An 18,441-nucleotide genomic window follows, 5' to 3' on the forward strand; every position below is an offset into this window, starting at 1 on the left:
TGTCTGTGTCGGGAAAGAAACGGAAAGTTGGTTGCCCTGAAAAACAGCTGAGGCTAACCTTTCCTCATGAGGCAGACGTGCGACCCCGATGCCGAGGCCACCGCTGACACCGCAGGCCCGCCCGGAACGCTGTGCGACCCACTGCCCGGCACTTCCGTCGGCGCACTGATCGGTAGGCAGAAACCCCGGTTGATCGCCAGCGGGGTGCTCTCCGTGCTCGGGGCGTTCGCCGGACTCGTGCCCTACGTCGTCATCTACTTCCTCGCCCGGGATCTTCTCGTCGGCGAGCAGCAGACGGGTCGCATTCCCTTCCTCGTGGCCGTCGCGGCGGCCGGGGTGGCGGGCAAGGCCCTGCTGCGTATGGCGGCGAACAACGTCGCACACATCGCCGCCTACCGGGCGCTCGCCGACATCCGTCTCGCGCTGGCGGAGCGCCTCGCCCGGATGCCACTGGCCCGGGCCCAGGCGCGCAGCAGCGGCGAGGTGAAGAAGGTGTTCCAGGACGACGTCGAGCAGCTGGAACTCGGGCTCTCCCACGCGATCCCCGACATCGCGGCATCGGTGACCGTCCCGGTCACCACGCTGATCATCATGTTCATCATCGACTGGCGCATGGCCCTCGCCGCCCTCGTCGTCGTCCTCGGCATCGTCGGATGCGTCGCCGCCGCGGTCACCGCGTCGAAGGACCTGATGGAGCGGGAATCCGACGTGAAGAAGCAGCTCAACGTCGAGGCGGTCTCCTTCGTCCGGGGTATCCGGGTGATCCGCGGCTTCGTCGGTTCGACGTTCCTCTTCGACGGTATCCGGGACGCGATCGTCGCCAGCGAGGACATCGAGCTGGACAAGACCGAGCGCGGCCGGGTGGGCGCAGCGGGTGCGGCCACACTCGTCGCGATCAGCATCATCGCCATCCTGCCGCTGGGCCTGTGGCTCTACCGCTCGGGTTCGCTGGAGCCACAGGACTTCGTGTTCTTCATCCTCGTCGGCGTCGGTTTCGCCCAGCCGTTGATGACACTGACGCTCTCCGCGGCTGTTCTCCAGTACCAGATCGAGGCGGGGCTGAAGAACATCTCCGGGTTCCTGGCGGAACCAGACCTACCGGTGCCACCGACCCCCGCCACCCGGGACGGCTCGCGCATCGAGCTCCGTGGCGCGTGCGTCACCTACGGGGACACGGACGTCGTCAAGGACATCGACCTCGTCATCGAACCCGGCGAACGGGTCGCGGTGATCGGCGGGTCCGGGGCGGGGAAATCAACCCTGCTCCGTGTCATCGCCCGGTTCATCGACGTCAGCGCCGGAAAGGTCACGTTCGGTGGAACCGACGTCCGCGAGCTGGACCCGGCGGAACTCTCCGGGGCGATCGCCTTCGTTCAGCAGGACGACTACATCTTCAACGACTCGGTGCTGGAGAACATCCGCCTCGCCCGGCCGGACGCCACGGACGAGGAGATCCGGTCGGCCGGCCGGCGGGCACGGGTCACCGAGTTCATCGACGAACTGGACCGGGGATGGGACACCGTGCTCGGTGCTGCGGGGGCGAATCTGTCGGGTGGGCAGCGGCAGCGGATCTCCATCGCCCGTGCGCTGCTGGCCGATTCCCCGGTGGTGATGCTCGATGAGGTCACCGCATCACTCGACGCCACCAACGAGCGGTCGGTGGTGGCGGCGCTGGCGGAACTGCAGCAGGGTCGCACCGTCATCACCGTCGCCCACCGACTCGGGTCCCTGACCGGCTACGACCGCATCCTCGTCATGGACGACGGCCGGATCGTCGCCGAGGGCGACCACGAGGAGCTGTCCGCGACCTCCGGGACGTACCGCCGTCTCTGGCGGGATTTCGTCGCCGTGGACAAGTGGGGGATGGAAGCCGGCGACGGGTGCCCGACCGCAGCCCTGTCGCCGGCAAGGGTGACGTCCGCCGCGGAACCCGCGTCCGACGGCGGATTCGCCGAACACACTCCACCGGTCCGGAACCTGACCGGTCTCGGCCCCGTCGGCCAGTGGTTCGCGATGCTGGGATCCCACCGGGAGCAACTGTGGCGGGTGGGACTCTGGCGCCTGCTGCTCGAGGGATTCTTCACCTCGGCACCGATGGTCGTGGTCTTCTTCAGCCTCCTGGCTGTTCTCGACGACACACTGACCACCCGGGACGTCCACCTGTTGTCCGGCGCGCTCCTGCTCATCTTCATCGCCCGGTTGACCGTCGGAATCGGCGTGGCGAAGCACTGGTGGCCGGTCGCGTTCCGGGCGATCTCGGATCTCCGCCGCTCGGTGCTCCGCCGGCTGACCCGGGCACCGCTCGGGGTGTTCGACCGGATGGACGCGGGCCGGACGACGACACTCCTCGTCTCCGAGCTCGCCCTCGTCGACTTCATCAACCTCCCCGCGAAGCTCATCATCGCGGTGGTCCAGCCCGTCCTCATCACCGTCGTGCTGTTCTCCCTGGACTGGCGGCTCGCGGCCGCGGCACTGATCGGTGTCCCGTTCTTCCTGCTCACCCTGAAGATGACCGATCGGGCGCACGAGGCCACCTTCACCGATGTCACCGCCGCCAGGCGGGAGGCCAATTCCGCGCTCCTCGAGTTCTGCCGCGGCACCGCGGTCTTCCGCGCCTTCCCCGACGCCCCGCAGGCGCAGGTCTACCGCGCCCGGGTGGAGGCCCTGCGCCGTGCCAGCGTCCGCATGGCGGTGCGCACGAGCCCCATGACCACGCTCGGCACCATCGTCCTGGAGGCCGGGTTCGTCGCGATGCTGTGGCTCGGATCCGGCCTGTTCACCGGCGGATCGGTCAGCGCGACCACTCTGCTGCTGTTCCTCATCCTGGCACTCAACATGTACCGGCCCTTCCAGGAGCTGCTGGAACTGTCCGCGTACCGGCACCAGCAGGAGCGCATCGCCCGGAGCCTCGCCGAGGTCTGGGACACCGGGGAACTGCCGGAACCGGAAGTCCCCCGCGCACCCGCCGACTCCACCGTCGAGGTCGACGGCGTCACCTTCGGGTACAGCGACCGGGACATCCTCCACGACGTGTCGTTCACCGCCGGGTCCGGGACGGTCACCGCCGTCATCGGGCCGTCCGGCGCGGGCAAATCCACCGTGGTCAACCTCGTCGCGAGGTTCTTCGACCCCGGCAGTGGGGCGATCCGGATCGGCGATGTCGATCTGCGGGACATGGACGCCGCGACGCGCCGGGAGACCATCTCCACCGTCTACCAGGATGTCTACCTCTTCCCGGTCTCCATCCGGGACAACCTCACCATCGGTTCCCCCGGTATCACCGATGAGAAGGTGTGGGCGACACTCGCGCAGGCGGAGGCGAGCGACTTCGTCGCCGCTCTGCCGGACGGACTGGACACGGTCCTGACCGACGGCGGCACGAACCTGTCCGGAGGGCAGCGTCAACGGTTGTCGATCGCGCGCGCCCTGCTCAAGGACGCCCCGGTGCTGCTCCTCGACGAGGCGGTCGCCGCCGTCGACCCGGGTACCGAACGGCGTATCCAGGCGGCGGTGAACAGGCTGATCCACGGCAGGACCGTGCTCGTCATAGCCCACCGGCTGAACACGATCCGCAACGTGGACCAGATCGTCGTCCTCGCCGACGGCCGGGTCGACGGCGCCGGAACGCACGACGAGATCATCGGGACGAGTCCCGTCTACCGGGAACTGCTCGGTCTCCCGGACCAACCGACGACCACGTGAGGAGCCACAGAATGACCGTGACCGGCAGTGAAACCGCTCCGCCCGAGGACACGCGTCCCCCGGTGCGCGGCCGGACGTTCCACATGGCGCTGATAGCCTCGCTGTACAGCACCCAGAATCTCAGCCTCGCCATGTTCGCCTACGCGTTCCTGACCATCGCCCAGGCCGGCGGGGTACCTCTCACCAGGATCGGTGGGGCCAGCGGGCTGGCGACCCTCCTCGTCCTGAAGTTCCTGTGGGCACCGGTCGTGGACAGGTTCGGGTCCGACAGGTTCGGGCACTACCGGAGCTGGCTCATGGCCATGCAGATCACCCTGGTCGCCGGTTGCGCGCTGTTGAGCTTCATCGATCCCGTCGGACAGTTCTCCGTTGCACTCGTCGTGTTCGGGTTCCTGTTCATCGTTGCGGGCACCCAGGACATCGCGGCCGATGCGACGGCGACCCGGCTCCTGTCCGCCGGCGATCGCGGACTGGGCAACGGCTTCCAGTCGGCGGGAAGCGCATTCTCCCAGGTCGTCGGTGGCGGGCTCGTCCTCGTCATCTACGACACCGCCGGATGGCAGGCCGCCGCACTCAGCCTCGCCTTCTGGAGTGCGGTCCCGCTTCCGTTCGTCCTCCTGTGGCGCGAACGGCAGAGCACCGCCCGGCTCCCCGAGCCCGGTGTGAACGGGAACGTGATCCGCTCCTTCTTCGCGGACCGCGCCCGGCGGCAGTGGGCACTGGTCCACATGCCGCTCTACTTCGCCGGGGTCGCCGTGGCGTACAACCAGGTGCGCCCCATCCTCGTCGCCGCCGACTGGTCGGCCACCCGCATCGGGATCCTCTTTGTGATCTGCGGAAGCCTGTTCGGGATCGTCGCCGGGATAGGCGCCGGAATCCTGACCCGGAAATGGTCCCGCCACCACGCGATACGGACCCTGGGGCTGATCCAGGCGATGACGACCGTCGGGGTGGTCCTGCTCGCGCTCGGCATGACCGGCACGTGGGCCGCGACCCTCATCATCGGGATCCTCTACGGAGGCGTGGCCGCCACGATGACCGTGGTGTACACGGTGGCGATGGACCTCACCCGCTACGAATCGGCCGGGACCGACTTCACCGTATTCAGCACCCTCGCGGCGCTCGTGATGGTCCTGTCGGCCGGAGGCGGCATGGCACTGTCCGGTCTGATCGGCTTCCTGCCCGTCTCCGTGGTCGCCGTGGTTCTGGCCTTCATCGGGGTCGGTGTGGTCATCCGCGGGTGCGGGCCGGTGCTGGAGGCGGCTGCCGTCAGACAACCCGGAGCGAACTGAATGCCCCGTCGGTGAGGATGGGGACGACAGCGGAGGCATCGAGATCCGCGGCGACGGTGACATCCTCCTCGAAGCCCATCGCGGTGAGCTCGCGCCCGCCGACGCAGTCGGCCAGAAGCGACGCGAGATACTCCTGCGCTCCGGAGAACAGTCCGGCCGCCGCGAGAGCCTCCGGGCTGCACACCCCGATGTGGCGTGGCGTGACGAGCGCACTGAGGATCGCCCCGGCACCGAGATGATCCTCCAGCGCGGGGCGCAGGGACCCGTCCCCACACCAGCGTTCCCCGGCGGCGATGACCGAGACACTCCGTCCCACATCCACCTGCTGCACCGCCCACCTACCGACGGCCGTGGCGTTTCGCAGACAGCCGGCGACGACTCCCGCGCCGTGCTCCGCGAGGACCGCCGAGATCGTCGAGCCGTTGGGGGAGGGGAGCACGATCCGCGGGACCCGGGTGTCGGTGAGCAGCCCGGCCGGTGAGAGCGAGACCCCGTGGGCTCCCGGTGCGGTACCCGCCTCGAGTCGACCGACCGCGAGCGTCGCATCATGTTCCGCGGCGAACTCCGCCGCCCGGGCATCCTTCCACCGGCAGGGGTACACGGTCATTCCCCGCTCCGCGGCTACCGTCACGGACGTCGAGAAACTCAGTACGTCCACGATGATGTTCACGTCCGCGGCACACCGCCGCGCGCCCTCCGGACCCCAGTCCATGCGGATCGCGTAGTCGGCCTGCCCGAAGTAGTCACTCATGGGGTCAAGCGTAACGGCACCGGTCGACCGATTGCCGCGGTGCCCGTCCGCCGGAGGAGGCGGCCCCGATGCGATCAGATGCTCGGCGCGTACGGGGAGCGATCCGTCCGGAACGACAGGTACCCGGTGACATCCGTGGGCAGGTCTTCCCGTCCCCGGTGTTCCCGGACAGCCCGCACGGTGTCCGGATACCGGGAATACCGGGCGGCGATCCCGCCGTCCGAGGTCTTCCGGCCGGGAGCGCCCGCGACCCTGCCGCCGAGAATGAGCGGGCGACACGCGTCGGGGACGGGTCGGGACGACCGCGGCGAAGTGGAGGAGCGTGGTGAAGAATGCCGGGCCGAGTTTGTGGATCTTCGCCGCGCCTCAGGTATTGAATGCCCGGTAACCGGCCTCGGCCGATTCCCTGCCGGCCTGCAGCCCCGCGAGGAGCCGCCCGGGTGTCCGCGGGTCCCTCAGCGGTTGAACTCCCCGGTACTCCTGCAGGTCGTACTGCGCCGCCCCCGGGCGTAGTCGGCGGCATAGAAGTTCGCCTCGTCCGTCTCGGTGGCGTCGCCGATGTTCTCCCCGAGTTCGAAGAGTCTTTTCCCGGTCACCGGGAGGTACTGGTGATCAGGCTGATCCGTCAGGAACGGTGGCGGCGGGAACGGGACCGGGTCAGGATCCTTGTACCACTGGCCGATCCAGTCGGATGGCCGGAAGCGTTCCCGCTGTCTCTACACCAGCTCCACGAACCTCGAACGATCGGAGCGTTCGTCGTCCGTCCACATCAGTTCCTCGTGGATCTGGTGCTCCGTTGACTCAAGTTTCGTGACGAGAGCGTCGAGGTAGGCAGGGCTCAGCTTCATATCTCTCTTTCCCCGAGTGAGTCGTCCCGCCATTCTTCCCGTCCACGGGTTCTGATGGGTCGTTACACCGACCGGGATGGGGTCAGGCGAGATCCCGGGTGGGCCTGGTTCGCCGAGTGAACAAACCGGTGTCCGATGCCGGTTTCGTCTTCACGCACCACGCGATGATGGCGACACCGAGGAGGGTGGAGAGCACGGAGCCCTCCAGACCGAATTCCCCGCCGTTGAGCAGTTCACTGCCGTTCGGCGCCGAGGACAGGACGGAGCCCGGCAGTGCGTTGCCCGAGACGTGCGAGCCGTAGAGCATCGAGAGCACGAAGTTCCAGCCGCTGTGCCAACCGGCGACGAACCAGGCGTTACCGGTGCGCCAGTACATCGTGCCGAAGACGACGCCGTAGAGCACCAGGTTCACCATGCCGAAGATGGTCAGGTTCGGGTTGTTCAGGTGGATGAAGGCGAACAGGATCGACGACAGGCCGATGGCTCCGGCCACGGTGATCCGTGCCGCGTAGGCGGGAATGATGAAGAAGCGGAAGAGCAGTTCCTCGAAGAAACCCTGGAACGCGAAGAACACAGCCGCGAGTAGGAGCACCCACAGTTCGCTCGCTTTCAGGGTGAAGGAGACGTCGAGGGCCCCGAAGATCACGTTGATCAGGTAGACGACGGTCACGGCGGCGAAACCGAACCCGACGCCCGTGGCCCAGGTACCGAAGCGGTTCTCCCGGACCATGCCCAGATCGGGCAACGTCAACCGGAAAAGTTTCGTGAGCAGCAGAACACACAGGAATACGATTACGATGCGTCCGATGGTTGACCCGATGCTGATCGGTGAGGCCGGGGTCAGGGATGCGAGACCACCGAAAAGCTCACTGATGATCTCCACGAGGATGTCACCGCAGGTCAGAAGTACCAGGGCGAGGATCGTGGGAACGATGACGCAGATGATGAAGTTGCGCCTGCGCCACGGGACCACGTGCTCATCGAAATTCACCGCAGGTACGGGTAGCGTCCTGGTTTTCGGCGCCGCGTGGCGTCCCGAACTGGAGGATTCTGGTTCTGTTGTCGGTGACATTGGAAAGGTCCGTTCTCTGTGGAAAAGGGCCGCAGCCTGGTCCCGTTGCGTCCATCGGTATGTGACGGGCGGCGGGTCTGACTGCCGGGTACGGACACCACTGCTGTAGTGGGCCCGAGGAACAAAGTTATCGTGCTGTATCCCACGCTACACATTCGGACCGGAAATCAAACGGTTCCATGCGGGACCGCCGTCGAGGATAGAAAGGTATCTGCGGCTTGCTTCGGCGACACGACATGTCCATTCGGGTGTTCGACCCCGAAAAAACGGACAGAATCTCTCACCTGGGAAGATGAAACACAGACTGTGACAATCACCTCATTGCGGTGGGCCTCCGCTCGTTGCGGAACCGGGGCCCGGACCCGCGAGAGTAACCCCACGGGTCCGGTACCTCGCGTTGCGTCAGCGCAGTGAGTCGGTGATTCTCACGGTCTCCACCGCGACGCGGGTGATCTTGGCGATCAGATCCACGATGTAGCGCGGATTGTCGACCTCATCGCACCAGTCGTTCGGGTCGTTGACGATGCCGGAGGCCTATGGAAGTGCTCATGGATCAAGATATTCCGCCAACGATTCAACTATTAAGAACGGCGTTGGCCAGAAGCCTGTCTATTTTTCTGATGTCCACCCCACGTCCAAGTTTAACCTTGATGTGTCCGGCCCGGGTCCACAATTCTACTTCACTGTTGATATCGAGGTTCCGGCATTTTCGGTCGACCACATGTTCACTGAAGAATAGGGCAGTGAGTAGATCTCGACCTTCTTTCCGCGCATCCCCTGTGCATCTCGGACGATGAGGCGCCTGCTGGTGAAGATCGCTGAATCCCGAAGGGTTTTGAAAGCGGCGTAAGGTTGTTCTCCTTGGACGAGGAGTGACGCCACATCTGCGGGTATGGGAACTTCTGCAATGAATGTCCAGGTTGCAACTGTGGCAGCTTCCATTTTCTGCTCCGATTCCTCAATCGATACTGACCACTTCATTGTGCATGCGCAAGGATGCTAATTCGTGGCCGACTTATTTGGGTGAAGATCGTAATCTGGGGATAGCGGAATATCTGCACAGCTCTGACTAAAATTAAGGTGCCGTTCAAGGTATCCGGCTCAGAAATGACTCGTCTGAGGGACAGTTCAGGCGCCGTGCCGAAGCCCGGGGTGAGAATGTTGTGCTCGGCCACGTCGTAAAAAGGGCTGTCGTGCAAAGAGAAAGATCTGCACCGCTAAAAGGGGGAGGGGCTGGAGAATGGCGCCACGACCGTCCGAAAGATTGACTGCCCTCCGCGCAGCAGATGTGTAGCTCAACAATGGCATTGCTTGGTGCGCCTATCGTTTGGGTGAGCCGGAGTACCGCAAGCCGGAGTACCGCAAGAAGGCCCATGCCTAGTTAGGTGACAGTGCTGGTTGTGCTGGGAACGGTTCGGACGATGTGCCGATGGGCAAAGGTCGGAGTTGACGACCTCGGTCGGGGCTCACCGGTACGCGAAAGAACAGCTTCCTTGTGGGTGGAAGTCTCGAAAAGCCAGACTGCTGCCTTGAGTAGTCATCCACGGTGTGAAGCGCATTGGCGGGCGAGACGGTCGGGGAGGGGAGGAGGTGTCACACGCTGGGTGACGAAATCGAAGTGCAACCCGTCGCAGGCAGGTGAATCCGTGTGCCCCATCATCTTCGCGATAGATGGCCAGGCGAGTATGGCGCAGGCCCCAACTCTTTGGACGTGTCTGAAGAGGGCGGGCATACTTCTTCCTGGATCTTGGTTATTCTACTCAGGATGGCGGGGCAGCCCCGTTCCAGCCCCTTGGCGCACCCGACGAAAGATGATGTGCTGCCTCCAAACGCTGTTCGCCCGGGATTCGAGGAGCTGTCCATGACCGTCAAACCTTCGCCGCTCGCCGGTGTCGGAGCTGTCCTGCGGGGAGAAACGGGGGTGTTGCCGGCCTGCGCCGCGTGGGCCGGTGTCATCGTGCTCCTTCTTTCCGCGACCGTGTTCGGTGGTCCGGTCCTCCTCGTGGCACCGGTGATCCTCATCGTGCTGGCGGTGCAAGCTGCGCGGAGGGGTGCCGGTTCCCTGGAGCGGACGGCGGTCGCCTCGGTCGGGGTCTTCCTCGCGTCGCTCGGCTATCTGACGGCCGCGTTCTCCGTGGGGATCGACGCCGCGGATGCGGGTCTGCCCGTGCCGTGGTGGACCGATCATGTCGTCGCCGGTCTGATCGTCGTGGTCGTGTCCCTGGTTGCCGCGGTCGCGTTCTTCTCGGCGGCGTGGGCGCGGACCCCGTCGGGGCCTCGGACGGCTTCGGAAAGCTGAATCTGGCCGGAAAATACCAGGCCACGTCCAGGTAATGCTGTTGCCCGCGGTTGTCGCGCGCGTGAGCTGCCACGGGTCTGCCCCGGGGGTGCCGGACAACTGGAGTCTCCGTGTCGAAGCCGCGGAGACGACGGGATTCTGTGGCAGTATGGAGCTGTTGCCGAAACTTCTCAGGTGCCGTTTTCCGAGCGCCGGAGAGCCCACTTCCGTTCTTGTGAAAGCAGTCAGCGTCTTCATGCCCAACCTGGTCAAACTCCGCCGTGTCCTTCCCGTCACCCTCATGGGGATCGGGCTGATCGTAGGGGCGCCCCAGGCGTCCGCCGCCGAGGTGGACCCGATCGCGGAGTTCAACCAGCAGGTCACTTCGGTGGTGGGGCAGATCCAGTCCGACATCGACCGGGCCTTCGACGGTGCGCTCCGAGCCGGGACCGGGATCGGCTCCGCGGAGACCGCGGAGCGCCTCAACGAGGCGGCCGTCGCCGGTGGACTCGGTCAGGTCATCCCCGACAACGTCATCGAGGCCGCTGCCGCGGTCGCGCCCGCCGGTGGCACGGGCGCCACGATTTCCCCCACCGCCGGGGAGTACGCCGATCCGGTCCAGCCTGCGAACACGGTCGTGGCCGGGGAGGGGGGCGTCGAGGCCTTCGACGCATCCCGCCGCGGACCGAACTACCGCTGGCGTTCCGATGTCGTCTCCCAGTTCATGGCGGGTCGCCCCGGCCCGGTGCTCAACCGCGTGAACGGCAGCTGGTTCGACAGTCCGGACATCCCCGAAGAGTCCTTCGCCGCGCAGCGTGAGGGCAGGTCTCTCTTCGGTCCCGGTACCCCGGTGTTCATCGGCCCGACGACCCTGTGCACGCTCGGTGTCGCGGGGTACGACGCGGAGGGGCGTGCCGTGGGCATCACGGCCGGTCACTGCGGAAATCCGGGCGAGGAGGTCATCTCCGCGGACTCGTGGTCGGTCGGCCCGGCGGGCAGGATCGTCGCCTCGAGCAGGAACTACGACTACTCGGTCATCGAGTTCAACGAGCGGGCGGAGATCTCACGCAGCTACAACGGTGTCACAGTGAATTCCGTCGGAGGTTCGCCGGCGACCGGTGAGCAGCTGTGCAAGCGGGGGGTCGCCACCGGGCACACCTGCGGCGTCTCCTGGGTCAGTGAGAAACGCGTCAACTTCTCCCAGGTGTGCGCGATGCGCGGGGACTCGGGTGCCCCGTTGCTGGCCGGTGACCGCCTCGTCGGTGTCGTGTCCGGTGGTGTGTTCCCGGACCACAACCTGTCCTGTCGCACGCCGCTCCAGGGCCCGTTCTTCATGCCGACGGTGAGTCCCACCATCGACGCGATCACCGACAACCTCGACGCGAGGGGAGACGTCGGTGCGGGCTTCACCCTCCCCGGTGACGGGGAGCGGCACTGATTCCCGCGACGGGTTCTTAGATCTGACCGCACGGAAAAGCCGGCCTTCGGGCCGGCTTTTCCGTTTGTCCGGGTGATCCGGGCGGTGTCAGGCCCTGAACCGGCCCAGGACCTCGTCATGGAGCAGCCCGTTGGTGGCGAGTGCGTCGCCACCTGCGGGACCATCCGTTCCCTTGAGGGAGGTGAAACGGCCTCCGGCCTCGGTCACCAGGACCGACAGCGGGGCGAGGTCCCACAGTTCGACCTCGGGTTCCGCGGCGATGTCCACGGCACCCTCCGCGAGCAGGCAGTAGGAGAGGAAGTCCCCGAAGCCACGCAGGCGCCACGTGTCGTCGGAAAGTTTCAGGAAGGCGTCGAGCAGCCCCCTGTCCCGCCAGCCGTCCAGCGAGGAGAAGGACACCGAGGCGTCGGCGATGTCCGACACCCGCGAGACCTCCAGGCGCTTCGGTGATCCGCCGGAGAAGGAACGCCACGCACCCTGCCCCTCCGCGGCCCACCAGCGGCGCGCCAGCGCCGGTGCACTGACCACTCCTACGACCGGTTTTCCGTCGACGAGCAGGGCGATGAGGGTGGCCCACACGGGGACGCCTCGGACGTAGTTCTTCGTGCCGTCGATCGGGTCGATCACCCACTGGCGTCCCTCCAGCGTCGCGTCCCCGCCGAATTCCTCGCCGAGTACGGCGTCCGCGGGTCGCGCCGTGGAGAGTCGCTCGCGCAGCAGCTTCTCGCACGCCAGGTCCGCGTCACTCACCGGGGTCATGTCCGGCTTCGATTCCACGGACAGGTTCGCGGCCTCGAAGCGGTCGAGGGTGTGGGTGTCCGCGGTGTCCGCGAGTTCGAGAGCCAGGGCGAGGTCGTCGGCGTAGGTGTTCATGAGAGCCAATGGTAGGCGAGAAGTACGGGGTCCATGGGTGGCGGAGGGGAGAGGTGTGGAAGCCCACTGGAGAACAAATGAAAAGAATCACATGGACAAATGTTCTCCTGCTGGGTCACAATGGGCTCAGAAATACGGGGCGACCGCCCGGTCGTCCCCCGAGAACGACCCATGAGGAGTTGCGCCATGAGCACCGAATCCACCCCGCACATCAACCCCAAGGGCGCCCCCATCGCCGAGACCATCCTGATGCCCGGTGATCCGCTGCGCGCGAAGTTCATCGCCGAGACCTACCTCGAGAATGCCGTCCAGTTCAACGACGTCCGCAACATGCTCGGCTACACCGGCACCTACCGGGGACGCGAGATCTCGGTCATGGGCTCCGGCATGGGCATCCCCTCCATCTCCCTGTACTCCTGGGAGCTGATCAACGTCTTCGGCTGCCGCAAGCTCATCCGCATCGGGTCCTGCGGTGCCCTCCAGAAGGAACTCGACCTCTACGACGTCGTCGTCGCACAGTCCGCGTCGACCGACTCGAACTTCCTCTCCCAGTACAACGTCCCCGGCACCTACGCCCCGACCGCCTCCTGGCGGCTGCTGTCCGCACTCCAGGAGCAGGCGCGTGAACAGGGTGTGGAGACCCACGTCGGCAACATCCTGTCCAGCGACATCTTCTACCACGCCGACGAGACCGCGAACGACCGCTGGGCGAGGATGGGCGTGCTCGCCGTCGAGATGGAGACCGCCGGCCTCTACGCCGTGGCAGCCGCCAACGGTGCCGATGCGCTCGGTCTGTTCACCGTCTCCGACAACATCGTCACCGGCGCCAGGACCACACCCGAGGAACGCCAGACCGCGTTCACCCGCATGATGGAACTCGCCCTGCCGCTCGCAGGCGTCTAGAACATCCGCCCGCGACCCGAGGAGCGACACAACAATGGACACCCCCACTCCCGCAGGGCACGGCGTCAACCCCAAGAGAGCTGTGCCGATCCTGCTCTTCAGCTTCGTGTTCTGCCTGGTCATCGACAACGGCTTCAAATTCATGTCGAAGCCGATCGCCGATGCGCTGGACCTGAGCGTCACCACCGTCAGCCTCCAGGCCACTCTCGCCGGAATCGTCATCGGCATCGGTGCGGTGGTCTACGCGGCCCTCGCCGACGCCTTCTCCATCAGGTCCCTGATGATCACCGGCATCGCCCTGATCGTCACCGGCTCACTCATCGGCTTCTTCTTCCAGAATCTCTGGCCGATGGTTCTCGCCGGTCGCGTCATCCAGACCACCGGCCTCGCGGCGGCGGAGACCCTCTACGTCATCTACGTCACCAAGTACCTGGACGCGAAGGACCGGAAGACCTACCTCGGTTTCTCCACCTCCGCATTCCAGGCGGGGCTGCTCTTCGGCATCCTCGGATCCGGCTTCCTGGCCACGACCGTGTCCTGGACCGCGATGTTCCTGGTGCCGTTGATCCTCGTGTTCACGATCCCCCTGCTGATCAGGAGGGTGCCACCGGCGAAGGCCGTGTCCAGCCACCTGGATGTGCTCGGTCTGTTCCTCATCGCGGTCATCGCGACCTCCGTCATGCTGTTCATGCAGGACTTCAACTGGATCTACCTGGCCCCGGTCGTTCTCGGCACCGCGTGCTTCATCTGGCACATCAGCGCGCACGAGGGCGCCCTGGTCCGTCCCGAGTTCTTCACCAACAGGCGCTACGTCTGGGCACTCGTCCTCGTGCTCGTCGTCTACTCCGTGCAGCTGGCCTACATCTTCATGTTCCCGTTCGCCACGGCTGACCTCCACGGCATGGAGATCGATGAAGCGTCGATGCTGCTGGCCCCCGGTTACGCCGTCGCCATCGTCGTCGGTGCGCTGTCCGGCAAGATCGGAGAGCGCCTCACCTCCCGGCAGACGATCGCCGTCGCGCTCGGCGGAATCATCCTCGCGCTGGCGCTGCCCGCGGTGTTCACCACGGCCGGCGTCGCGGTTCTGGTCATCTCGATCATCCTGTTCGCCTCGGCGTTCGCTCTGCTCTACGCGCCGCTCGTGTCTACCGCGATCTCCACCATCCCGGCGGAGAAATCGGGGGTGGCCATCGGTTTCTACAACCTGACCATCAACATCGCCATCCCGGTCGGTATCGCGTACACAGCGAAGCTCATGGACCTGAAGCTCGAGATCTTCCGGTTCGCCACCACCGCCTCATCGGACACCGGCGTCCAGTACGCCACGGTCCTCTGGACCATCACCCTCGTCGCGGTGGTCGGCAGCGTGATCTACCTGCTCGCCGACCGGAGGATGACTGCCGAGGAGAGGCGTGCCGCGGCACCCGTCGCCGCAGACAACCGGCCCTCCCCGCTCCCGGACTGACACCCGGGTCCGGAACGCACCACCTCCACGGGACACACGAAGAGCCGCCCGATGCCGGATTCAACCGGTGTCGGGCGGCTCTTCGTTACTGATGGACCAGCCCCCGGGTCAGTCCTCCGGGTAGATACCGCCGCTGGCCTGACGGTAGACGTACGCGAGCGCAGCCGCGTACGCGGGCGAGGCGATCAGCAGGCCGAGGCCGAGAATCAGGGCCGCGATACCCAGGATCAGGCCCCACAGGAGCGAGAACCCCAGCAGTGGGAGGTAGTTTCGCGTGCCGGCCTGGAACCCGCGGGTCGCGGCGTCGCCGAAGGACGCCCCCTGATCGAGGACGAAGAGGAACATCAGCATGAACAGGGGCCCGATCAACAGGACGGCGAGGTTGATGATCATCTGGACGATCAGTCCGCCAGTCGTGTCGGAGTTGTACATATCGGGAATGATGTACGGGACCCAGGACGTGAGGATGTTGACGATCAGGAGGAAGAGCAGGGCCTTGCCGAGATTGGGGTTGTCGAAGAAATCGCTGAAGGTGACCTTCTTGCCGTCGGCCGCCTTCAACGCCGCGGAGGCGAACAGTACCTGTGCCGCGACCAGTATCAGGATGAAGAGGATCAAGAAGCCGATGTTGAACGTGAAGGCGCCCGCCGTCGCGGGATTCTCCGGATCGAAGGTCCCGCCCTCCGGCAGGCTGCTCATCATCATGAAGAGCCCGATGGTGAATGCCGCGATGGACAGGATGCCCACGATGAGGGAGCTGACGATCCACGGGCCGGGCGAGGCGAACACGGTGCGGAAACCGTAGCCGACGCTATCCAGGACGCGGACCTTCCCGTCGCCCTGCACCATGCGACGTCCACCGGCACCGTAGGGCGCCGCCCCGGCATAGCCGGCCGTGCCGTAGGGATCGTTGGCACCGTAGCCGGGCTGACCGGCGGACGTGCCGTAGGGGTTGTCGGATGCCCCGTAGCCCGCGCTGTCATCGGACCAGTAGCCGGGGTCGTTCGGGCCACCGTACTGACCACCGGAACTGTTGTCGTTCTCGGGGTGGTAGTCGCCGCCCGGATACGAGGGGTAGTCGTCCTTTGCCACTGTGTGTTCTCCTCTGTCTGCACCGTCAGGTGCGTTTTCGGTTCTCGCGGTCGGAGTCTCGTAGTGTATCCGTGGCGGGGTCGGTCACCCCCTTCCAGGGCGATCGTCCCCCGGATGGGATGCACCAGAGTGCCGCCGGGTGATTCCCCGTCCTGTATAGGGCAACCGCAGTCGCCCCGCAAGGGGGTGCCCCGCCGACACCGTACGGAACGGGATCACCCGTGGCGCGGTGCAGCGACCGGAGGCATCCTCCCCAACGTCTCCGCCGGGTGAAACCCGGGAGCACCCCGATCCCGTGGAGATCCGGGGGCGAGGACGACGCCGGTCCCACGAAGCGGTACTCCCGGTGACGGGGGGGAGGACCGGGTGGCGGCGAGCAGCCGGAGCGGGTCCGGCCCGGACGGGGGACAAAGATGTGGAGGTGGGAGGGGGCGACGCACGGAGACAGCGGACCTCTCGCCGTGGGTCGACACGCGTGGTTTCCCGCACCGGGGGCGGGCGGTGGGGCTGCTCCAGGTTTTACCCCGGGCGCGTGGGGAGTTTCCCGTGGGTTCCCCGGGGGGCGGTCAGGACCAGACCGAGATGATCTCCTCCACCACGAGCCGGTTCCCGGCCACGCACCACGTTCTTCCGCCCGCCTGCACCTTCCGGCACACGCCTCCCGCGCCCTCGACGAGAGCGCGTCCCGGAAGCCAGTCCCAGTCTGCGACACTGTGCTGGGTCCACGCCCCGAAACGTCCCTCCGCCACCCCCGAGAGGTCGATGGAACCCGCCCCGAGCATCCGGAGCGTCGCGAAGCGGGTGGACACCGCGAGCCAGGCCCCGCGCACCGCATCATCGGCCAGGAACGTCGGATGAATGTAGGTGGCGAGGGAGATCTCCGCACCGGGAGCCTCGGCCAGCCGGGCGACGGCGCGGCCGTTCACCGTCGTGGGTAGGTCAGGTCCGCCGAGATGGGTGGTGTTGTGGGAGGGACGGTGCACGGCACCGAAATGCACCCGCGTCGGGGCCGCGGGCGGGCCGTCGACGAGCGCGATCGCGGAACAGAAGTAGTCCGACCCGGCGGTGAAGTTGTAGGTGCCGTCCACCGGGTCGATCACCCACGTCCGGCCCGACCCCGATTCCCTGGCCGCCCCTTCCTCGCCGAGGAGGCCGTCATCCGGCCGGAGCGCGGACAACGCTTCCGCGACGAACTCCTCCGCGGCCCGGTCCGCCTCCGTGACGACGTCGGAGACGGACGTCTTGTAGTCCACCCCGAGCCCCCCACTGTCCCGGATCGCGAGCGCGAGCTGACCGGCGGTGGCGACCATGGCACACGCGAGCTCCGGGTCGGTCGAATGCTGGTGGGTGTCGACGAAAGCGGAGACCAGGGCACGGATGTCCGTGCCGAAAAGCGCCCTGAGGTCGGCGGGCACCGGGTCCGGCGGATGGATTCCCGGCTGTGCGGTGGAGGGAGTGGGGGTGGTTGACGGGTCCTTGCGCCGGTACTGCTCTCTCATGCTGCCCATTGTGCACCGTCACGGTAGTGTTAACCACTGTGCAACCTGATGTAACTGCAGACCTCAATGAACTCGACGCCACGCTCACCACCATCGAGAAGGTGATGGACCCTGAAGCGATGGCCGACCGCGTCCGCGAGCTCGAGGCACAGGCCTCCGACCCGACGCTGTGGGACGATCCCGAGCACGCCCAGCAGGTCACCTCTAAGCTGTCGCACATGCAGGCCGAGCTGCGCAAGGTGGGGGAACTCCGCCAGCGGCTCGAGGATCTCCCGGTCATGTACCAGCTCGCCGAGGAGGAGAACGAGTCCACCGACCTCGTCGACGAGGAGCGCCGCGACCTGCGTACCGACATCGAGGCCTACGAGGTCAAGACGATGCTCTCCGGGGAGTATGACGCCCGCGAGGCCGTCATCAACATCCGTTCCGCCGCCGGCGGCGTCGACGCCGCTGACTGGGCGGAGATGCTCATGCGCATGTACACCCGCTGGGCCGAGAAGGCGGGGCACAAGGTCGACATCTACGACATCTCCTACGCGGAGGAGGCCGGCATCAAGTCCGCCACCTTCGTCGTCCACGGCGACTACACCTACGGCACGCTCTCCGTCGAGCAGGGCACCCACCGCCTCGTGCGGATCAGCCCGTTCGACAACCAGGGGCGCCGCCAGACCTCCTTCGCCGAGGTGGAGGTCCTGCCCGTCGTGGAGACCACCGACCACATCGACATCCCCGACAACGAGATCCGCGTCGACGTCTACCGTTCCTCCGGGCCCGGTGGACAGTCTGTCAACACGACGGACTCCGCGGTCCGGCTGACCCATGAGCCCACCGGCATCGTCGTGACCTGCCAGAACGAGAAGTCGCAGATCCAGAACAAGGCGTCCGCGATGCGGGTCCTGCAGGCCAAGCTCCTGGAGCGCAAGCGCCAGGAGGAACGCGCCGAGCTCGACGCCCTGAAGGGCGACGGGTCGAACTCGTGGGGCAACCAGATGCGCTCCTACGTGCTGCACCCCTACCAGATGGTGAAGGATCTGCGCACCAACTTCGAGGTCAACGACCCGTCGAAGGTTCTCGACGGGGAGATCGACGGGTTCCTCGAGTCGGGCATCCGGTGGCGGATGGCCCAGCAGCAGTCCGAGAGCTGATCCGGATAGTTCCCCGGATACTCTCCGGGCCCTCCGTGCCTTGTCCGGACGTGAGGACGGCCCCCTCCCGAGACCTCGGGAGG

General features: G+C 66.2%; 14 protein-coding genes and 1 pseudogene. 7 read left to right on the forward strand and 8 right to left on the reverse strand.

Annotated elements, in window-relative coordinates; all coding sequences use genetic code 11:
* Window positions 1-66 precede the first annotated feature (66 nt).
* Entirely contained in the window at window positions 67-3,702 is a 3,636-nt protein-coding gene (locus JIM95_RS07230) for an ABC transporter ATP-binding protein (protein ID WP_200256034.1), read from the forward strand.
* An 11-nt stretch (window positions 3,703-3,713) separates the two neighbouring features.
* On the forward strand, window positions 3,714-4,994 hold the full coding sequence (locus tag JIM95_RS07235) for an MFS transporter (protein WP_200256035.1): 1,281 nt from the start codon (window positions 3,714-3,716) through the stop codon (window positions 4,992-4,994).
* Here JIM95_RS07235 and JIM95_RS07240 read toward each other — a convergent pair.
* From JIM95_RS07240 to JIM95_RS07255, 5 genes and pseudogenes are all read right to left on the reverse strand, one after another.
* Entirely contained in the window at window positions 4,972-5,745 is a 774-nt protein-coding gene (locus tag JIM95_RS07240) for a 2-phosphosulfolactate phosphatase (RefSeq protein ID WP_200256036.1), read from the reverse strand. The two genes, JIM95_RS07235 and JIM95_RS07240, sit on opposite strands and share 23 nt — an antisense overlap.
* Before the next feature lie 455 nt (window positions 5,746-6,200).
* Complete coding sequence (locus JIM95_RS07245; RefSeq protein WP_200256037.1) at window positions 6,201-6,341, reverse strand: hypothetical protein; 141 nt, start codon at window positions 6,339-6,341, stop codon at window positions 6,201-6,203.
* A 120-nt stretch (window positions 6,342-6,461) separates the two neighbouring features.
* Window positions 6,462-6,593 (reverse strand): hypothetical protein, encoded by a 132-nt coding sequence (locus JIM95_RS11385; protein ID WP_267169455.1) that lies wholly within the window; start codon window positions 6,591-6,593, stop codon window positions 6,462-6,464.
* A gap of 82 nt (window positions 6,594-6,675) precedes the next feature.
* A complete protein-coding gene (locus JIM95_RS07250; protein WP_200256043.1) occupies window positions 6,676-7,584 on the reverse strand; it encodes a CPBP family glutamic-type intramembrane protease in 909 nt (302 codons plus the stop codon).
* Between the two features lie 655 nt (window positions 7,585-8,239).
* Window positions 8,240-8,607, reverse strand: a pseudogene (locus tag JIM95_RS07255) (PH domain-containing protein).
* Window positions 8,608-9,526: 919 nt separating this feature from the next.
* Here JIM95_RS07255 and JIM95_RS07260 point away from each other — a divergent pair.
* Both JIM95_RS07260 and JIM95_RS07265 read left to right on the forward strand, forming a co-directional pair.
* Entirely contained in the window at window positions 9,527-9,964 is a 438-nt protein-coding gene (locus JIM95_RS07260) for a hypothetical protein (protein WP_200256045.1), read from the forward strand.
* 214 nt (window positions 9,965-10,178) lie between these two features.
* A complete protein-coding gene (locus JIM95_RS07265; RefSeq protein ID WP_248702946.1) occupies window positions 10,179-11,381 on the forward strand; it encodes a S1 family peptidase in 1,203 nt (400 codons plus the stop codon).
* An 87-nt stretch (window positions 11,382-11,468) separates the two neighbouring features.
* Here the strand turns inward: JIM95_RS07265 and hisN are convergent, their stop codons facing one another.
* A complete protein-coding gene (gene hisN / locus JIM95_RS07270; RefSeq protein ID WP_200256048.1) occupies window positions 11,469-12,254 on the reverse strand; it encodes a histidinol-phosphatase in 786 nt (261 codons plus the stop codon).
* Window positions 12,255-12,440: 186 nt separating this feature from the next.
* On the opposite strand from hisN, the gene deoD reads away from it, so the two are divergent.
* Both deoD and JIM95_RS07280 read left to right on the forward strand, forming a co-directional pair.
* Window positions 12,441-13,157 carry a purine-nucleoside phosphorylase gene (gene deoD, locus JIM95_RS07275; RefSeq protein WP_200256049.1) on the forward strand — a complete coding sequence of 239 codons (717 nt, stop codon included), beginning with the start codon at window positions 12,441-12,443 and terminating at the stop codon, window positions 13,155-13,157.
* A 34-nt stretch (window positions 13,158-13,191) separates the two neighbouring features.
* The gene (locus JIM95_RS07280) at window positions 13,192-14,622 is read left to right on the forward strand and encodes an MFS transporter (protein ID WP_200256051.1); all 1,431 of its coding nucleotides are present in this window, start codon (window positions 13,192-13,194) and stop codon (window positions 14,620-14,622) included.
* Between the two features lie 108 nt (window positions 14,623-14,730).
* Here JIM95_RS07280 and JIM95_RS07285 read toward each other — a convergent pair whose 3' ends face one another.
* Together JIM95_RS07285 and JIM95_RS07290 are read right to left on the reverse strand one after the other, a co-directional pair.
* A complete protein-coding gene (locus tag JIM95_RS07285) occupies window positions 14,731-15,714 on the reverse strand; it encodes a hypothetical protein (RefSeq protein WP_200256053.1) in 984 nt (327 codons plus the stop codon).
* Between the two features lie 566 nt (window positions 15,715-16,280).
* Entirely contained in the window at window positions 16,281-17,213 is a 933-nt protein-coding gene (locus JIM95_RS07290; RefSeq protein WP_200256055.1) for an inositol monophosphatase family protein, read from the reverse strand.
* Between the two features lie 38 nt (window positions 17,214-17,251).
* On the opposite strand from JIM95_RS07290, the gene prfB reads away from it, so the two are divergent.
* Window positions 17,252-18,358 carry a peptide chain release factor 2 gene (prfB, locus tag JIM95_RS07295; protein ID WP_200256057.1) on the forward strand — a complete coding sequence of 369 codons (1,107 nt, stop codon included), beginning with the start codon at window positions 17,252-17,254 and terminating at the stop codon, window positions 18,356-18,358.
* Window positions 18,359-18,441 lie beyond the last annotated feature (83 nt).

The sequence above is a fragment of the Corynebacterium antarcticum genome, assembly GCF_016595285.2.
Taxonomy (GTDB): domain Bacteria; phylum Actinomycetota; class Actinomycetes; order Mycobacteriales; family Mycobacteriaceae; genus Corynebacterium; species Corynebacterium antarcticum.